The sequence below is a fragment of the Rothia sp. HMSC072E10 genome, assembly GCF_001813965.1.
GTDB lineage: Bacteria > Actinomycetota > Actinomycetes > Actinomycetales > Micrococcaceae > Rothia > Rothia mucilaginosa_A.
On the sequence record NZ_KV814491.1, the window covers coordinates 608,009 to 613,531 of the forward strand.

Genomic DNA, 5,523 nt, shown 5'->3' on the forward strand with positions numbered 1-5,523 from the left:
CTTCGGTAGCGGCCGGGGCCGGTGCCTCAGCCTTGGGTGCTTCAGTCTTCGGAGCCTCGGTAGCAGCCGGCGCCGGGGCCTCAGCCTTCGGTGCTTCGGTAGCGGCCGGGGCCGGTGCCTCAGCCTTCGGTGCCTCGGTCTTCGGAGCCTCGGTAGCAGCCGGCGCCGGAGCCTCAGTCTTCGGTGCTTCGGTAGAAGCCGGGGCCGGGGCAGTAACCTCTACGTTTACCTCACCGTTGGGGTGCTGCGTGACGGCAACAGTCGTACCGCTCTGGTCTGCGGGAGCCTCAGCCGCAAAGGTTGCCGGAATAGCGGCAACGGAGCCTGCGGTAAAGGCTGCCGCTGCTGCAATCTTGTAGACGCGACGGGTAGTCTTCGACATTGTTCCTCGATCTCTGAATCATCGGTGGTGAACCCCGGGAATATGCGCCCCCCTCTTCGAAGGCCATCGGGTGTTCAATATGGGTGTGATGCTAAAAGGCTAACATTCGCCCCTGTTCTTACCGGCACCCTATCGCATCCTCTATTCAAGTGTTATCAAATCGTTATAAAACACTCCCCTATAAAGAGATTGCATACATACCAATTCGCTTACTTGAGTTCTCCGTATCAGGATATGACGATTCTTAAACTTCCCTTTTGCTGACGTTTAACGAACCTATGCATTATTCCGTGAGGGAAAACCTTATAACTACCTGAGAAAACCCCGCTTCGGGGAGTGAGCTTTCACCCATCCCCCAAACGGGGTTATGCGCGTATTATCCGCAGAACTTCTCAATGAGGGGTTGCAGAGAGGGCCGATGGCACGCTACCCCTCGGCGCGAATCACCTTGAACTGGCTGGCCTGAGCCACCGGGCGCAGGGTAATGCGGTCCAGGTTAACGTGGTGCGGAACGTTGAGCGCAAAGGTTACGGTCTGCGCTACGTCCTCGGCGGTAAGCGGATTCGGTACGCCCTCATACACGCGGTCAGCGGCCTCCTGCGAACCCAGGCGGTTCAGGGAGAACTCTTCGGTGTGCACCATGCCGGGGCAAATCTCGATGACGCGCACGTTATGTTCCGCCTCCTCCAGGCGGAGCGCCTCGGTCAGGCCGCGAGCGCCAAACTTTGCGGCGTTATACCCGGCGCCGCCCTCGTACCCATGCTCGGCAGCGGTGGAGGTCAGATTCAGAATCGTGCCGTGACCATTCTGGCGCAGTGCCCCGCTGAAGGCGCGGACCGTATTCAGGATTCCCAGCACGTTCATGCGGTACATCTGCAGGTAATCTTCGGGCTTACCCTCCGAGACGGGATCCAGGCCGATGGCTCCCCCGGCAATATTGACTAGGGCGTCAACGGTTCCCTGCTCACCCAGGATCTGCTCGGCGGCAAAAGCAACGGCGGTCTCGTTGGTTACGTCGCAGGTGACCGGATGCGCCCCGGTCTCCTGCTGCAGGGTGTAAAGACGGTCGGTGCGGCGAGCCAGAGCGTACACCATCCACCCGGTGGCAACCAGCTGATGCACGGTAGCTCGACCAATTCCGCTGGACGCGCCGGTCACCACGGCCACTTTGCCGTCTCCGGCCCAGGAGCGAAAGGGAGATGGAGGAATGTAAGTGTTCTTAGTCATATCTTTATCCTAATAAAACGATGCCCGGTCGTGCTCCACAACTAAACACACCGGGCATACATTTTTGGTTTTTTCGGTTTTCACGGCTCAAGGTTTTCACAGCTCAAGGTTTTCACAGCTCAAGGTTTTCACGGCTCAAAAGAACCTCGTCGCCCCCCCGATTACTTGCGGCGACGGGGAAGACCCCAGCGGCTACGGCCACCATCGCGGTAGCCGAGGCGGTGCTCAAAGTACACGGGCGAGCTACTACCGGTCTTCACGGTGTCCGGGGGAACCGTACCCTCGCGTGCAGACATGAGATAGAGAATCGCGGCACCCGGCACGAAAGCGATAATGGGAAGAACGAAGCGCATGCGCGCCTCCCCATAGCCGCTTCGCAAGCTAAGGTGCCCGATGCATGCCGCCACCAGTACCACCTGAATCAGTAGAACGGCGGTCTCGAAAGCACCCAAACCAAAGAAACTAAACGTACTCATCAATGCCTCCTCAGGATTGGTACTATTTCAGTCTACGCCCCCGAATGATGCCTGCATAGGGTCGGGTCACGTGTTGAAATGATCCGCGGAACACATTTATCTTCGGGTATTAATGACCTATTCCTGTAGCATTTCCGAGCAGCGCTTCCGAGGCTTCTCCCCCGCCACCACCCCTATCTACCGCACCACCGTGAAATCTCAACGCCACCGCATCACTGACCTCCGAACCCGCCGCCGAGAATTACAGCAGCGAGCCGCCACGTACCGAGCTTCCACAGGGACCCCCTACCCCATCGAGGTACATCTACTCCTGGGGCAGACCTACCTGGACCCCGCCTCCTGGGATGAGCTCATCCACTCCCGCGGACCCGCCGTTGCCCTGCGTCGCGCACGTTTCGCCCCGCGATACGACCGGCTTCTGCGCCGCCTCGAAGAAGCCATCACCCGCTACGAACGCCCCTGACAACCCCTCGAAGCACCCCGCGAACGGCCATCGAGGCCGTGACTCACCACATCCTCGGCGCACGGCCGGCGCTGAAAGCTGAGAGAACGCCGTGAATATGAGAAAATAGCCCTTATGGCTGAAAACATTTTGGGCTCAGACTCGCCCGTACAGATTAACGTTCCCGACCGCCCCGCCCTCGAAGGCCTCGAAGAGAAGCTTTCGAAGCGCTGGGCCGATGAGAAGACCTACGCATTCGACGAGAACACCACTCGCGAGCAGGTCTACTCCATCGACACCCCGCCGCCGACCGCATCCGGCTCCCTGCACGTGGGTCACATGTTCTCCTACACCCAGACCGACGTCATTGCACGCTACCAGCGCATGACCGGCAAGAACGTGTTCTACCCCCTCGGCTGGGACGACAACGGTCTGCCCACCGAACGCCGCGTTCAGAACTACTACGGCGTTCTCTGCGACCCCTCCGTGCCCGATAACGATTCCTTCCGTGACCTGATCACCTGGAAGGCAGACGGCACCCCCAAGCCTGACCGCAGCCAGGCAAAGTGGCCGCGCATCTCCCGCAACAACTTCATCGAGCTCTGCGAAGAACTCGCGGTTGAGGATGAGAAGGTCTTCGAGAACCTCTTCACCACCCTGGGTCTGTCCGTGGACTGGTCGCGTACCTACCGCACCATCGACGCGCACTCCCGCAAGGTTTCCCAGCTCGCCTTCCTGAAGGACCTGGAAGCAGGCAACGCCTACATGGCAGAGGCCCCCACCATGTGGGACGTCACCTTCCGTACCGCGGTCGCCCAGGCCGAGCTAGAAGATAAGGAACGCCCCGGCGCGTACCACCGCATCAGCTTCCACCGCCCCAACGGCGAGAAGGTCTGGATTGAGACCACCCGCCCCGAGCTGCTGCCCTCCTGCGTGGCCCTCGTGGCGCACCCCGACGACGAGCGCTACCAGTCGCTCTTCGGCACCACCGTCACCTCCCCGCTGTTCGGCGTCGAGGTCGAAATCAAGGCTCACCCGCTGGCACAGCCCGACAAGGGCGCCGGTATCGCCATGATTTGTACCTTCGGTGACACCACCGACGTCACCTGGTGGCGCGAGCTGCAGCTGGATACCCGCGCGCTCATCGGCCGCGACGGCCGCTTCTCCCGCGAGGTTCCCGAGTGGATTACCTCCGCCGAGGGCCGCGAGCGCTACGAGCGCATGGCAGGCACCACCGTCTTCACCGCGCAGAAGACCGTCGTGGAGATGCTGGTTGAGGCCGGCGAGATGGACGGCGACCCCAAGCCGATTACCCACCCGGTGAAGTTCTACGAAAAGGGCGACAAGCCCCTCGAGATCGTCGCATCGCGCCAGTGGTACATCCGCAACGGTGGCCGCGACGCCGACCGCCGCGAGAAGCTCATCGAGCGCGGCCGCGAGATCAACTGGCACCCCTCCTTCATGCGTAGCCGCTACGAGAACTGGGTTGAGGGTCTGAACGGCGACTGGCTGATTTCTCGCCAGCGCTTCTTCGGTGTTCCCTTCCCCGTCTGGTACCCGCTGGACGCCGAGGGCGAGCCCGACTACGAGAACCCGATTCTGCCCACCGAGGATATGCTCCCGGTAGACCCCGCCTCGCAGACCGCTCCCGGTTACACCGAGGATCAGCGCGGCGTGGCCGGCGGCTTCGTGGCCGACCCGGATGTTCTGGACACCTGGGCCACCTCCTCCCTGACCCCGCAGATTGCAACCGGTTGGGGCGTGAACCCGGACCTGCACGCAAAGACCTTCCCCATGGATCTGCGCCCGCAGGGTCACGACATCATCCGCACCTGGCTGTTCTCCACCGCCGTGCGTTCCGAGACTCTGGCCTCCTCCGTACCGTGGTACAACACCGCGCTTTCCGGTTGGATTCTCGACCCGGACCGCAAGAAGATGTCCAAGTCCAAGGGCAACGTCGTGGTTCCGAACGAGGTTCTGGAGAAGTACGGTTCGGATGCTGTGCGCTACTGGGCGGCTTCCGCTCGCCTGGGTGCCGACACCGCCTACGACGAGGGTCAGATGAAGATTGGTCGCCGCCTGGCGATCAAGCTGCTCAACGCCTCCAAGTTCGTGCTGAACCTGGGTGCAACCGAGAAGTCCGTCATCACCTCGCAGGCTCAGGGTCGCGTGCTCATCAACGCCCTGGATCGCTCCCTGCTGGCTCGCCTGGCGTACCTGATTGAAGAGGCAACCGCAGCATTTGAGAAGTACGAGTACGCTCGTGCCCTGCAGATTTGCGAGAGCTTCTTCTGGTCCTTCACCGACGACTTCGTCGAGCTGATTAAGGACCGTGCCTACGGTGCTCGCGGCGAGGAGGAGCAGGCTTCGGTTCTGGCCGCTCTGGCCACCACCCTGGACGCTCTGCTGCGCCTGTTCGCGCCCTTCCTGCCCTTCGTGACCGAAGAGATTTGGTCCTGGTGGCGTGCGGGTAGCGTGCACCGCGCCGAGTGGCCGCAGGCGCTGCCCATCCTGGAGGGCACCCTGCTGGCTGAGTACTCCGCTCAGAACCCGACCGCCGGCATTTCGGCCCAGTGGGTCCTGGCTGATGCCAACCCGGCTCAGATTGATTCGCTCAAGCAGATCCTGCCGGATGTTGCTGAGGCCCTGGGCGGCCTGCGCAAGGCAAAGAGCGACGCGAAGGTCAAGCAGCGCACCGAGGTTGAGTCCGCTACCATCGCGGCTCCGCAGGCGCAGCTGGACCGCATCGAGGCCGGCCTGGGCGACCTGAAGGCCGCCGGTAACGCACGCGAGCTCTCCCTGGTGGCAGCCGAGGGCGAGCTGGAGGTTCGCGATGTGGTGCTCGTGGTGGAGGAAGCCGCCGAGTAGGCGATGCATCCGCGATTCGTCGTCGCTTATTGCGCAACGCTCAGCCTGCGCGGAGACGCGGATCCTTCTAAGCACCGATGGTGAATAACGCGAGGCGGGGAGGTACCGTAATTTCGGTACCTCCCCGC

General features: G+C 61.9%; 4 protein-coding genes and 1 pseudogene. 2 read left to right on the forward strand and 3 right to left on the reverse strand.

Features of this window, described 5'->3' with window-relative positions:
- The 3 genes and pseudogenes from HMPREF2944_RS07730 to HMPREF2944_RS09430 all read right to left on the reverse strand — a co-directional run.
- A pseudogene (locus HMPREF2944_RS07730) lies at nucleotides 1-382 on the reverse strand (peptidase); the annotation flags it as partial.
- Between the two features lie 426 nt (nucleotides 383-808).
- Nucleotides 809-1,609, reverse strand: coding sequence for an SDR family oxidoreductase (locus HMPREF2944_RS07735; protein WP_070682154.1), 801 nt, complete (start codon nucleotides 1,607-1,609; stop codon nucleotides 809-811).
- Nucleotides 1,610-1,770: 161 nt separating this feature from the next.
- Entirely contained in the window at nucleotides 1,771-1,962 is a 192-nt protein-coding gene (locus tag HMPREF2944_RS09430; RefSeq protein ID WP_239662734.1) for a hypothetical protein, read from the reverse strand.
- 235 nt (nucleotides 1,963-2,197) lie between these two features.
- Here HMPREF2944_RS09430 and HMPREF2944_RS07745 point away from each other — a divergent pair, with 235 nt between their 5' ends.
- Entirely contained in the window at nucleotides 2,198-2,548 is a 351-nt protein-coding gene (locus HMPREF2944_RS07745; RefSeq protein WP_070682157.1) for a hypothetical protein, read from the forward strand.
- Between the two features lie 114 nt (nucleotides 2,549-2,662).
- Complete coding sequence (gene valS, locus HMPREF2944_RS07750; RefSeq protein ID WP_070682160.1) at nucleotides 2,663-5,395, forward strand: valine--tRNA ligase; 2,733 nt, start codon at nucleotides 2,663-2,665, stop codon at nucleotides 5,393-5,395.
- Nucleotides 5,396-5,523: the final 128 nt, after the last annotated feature.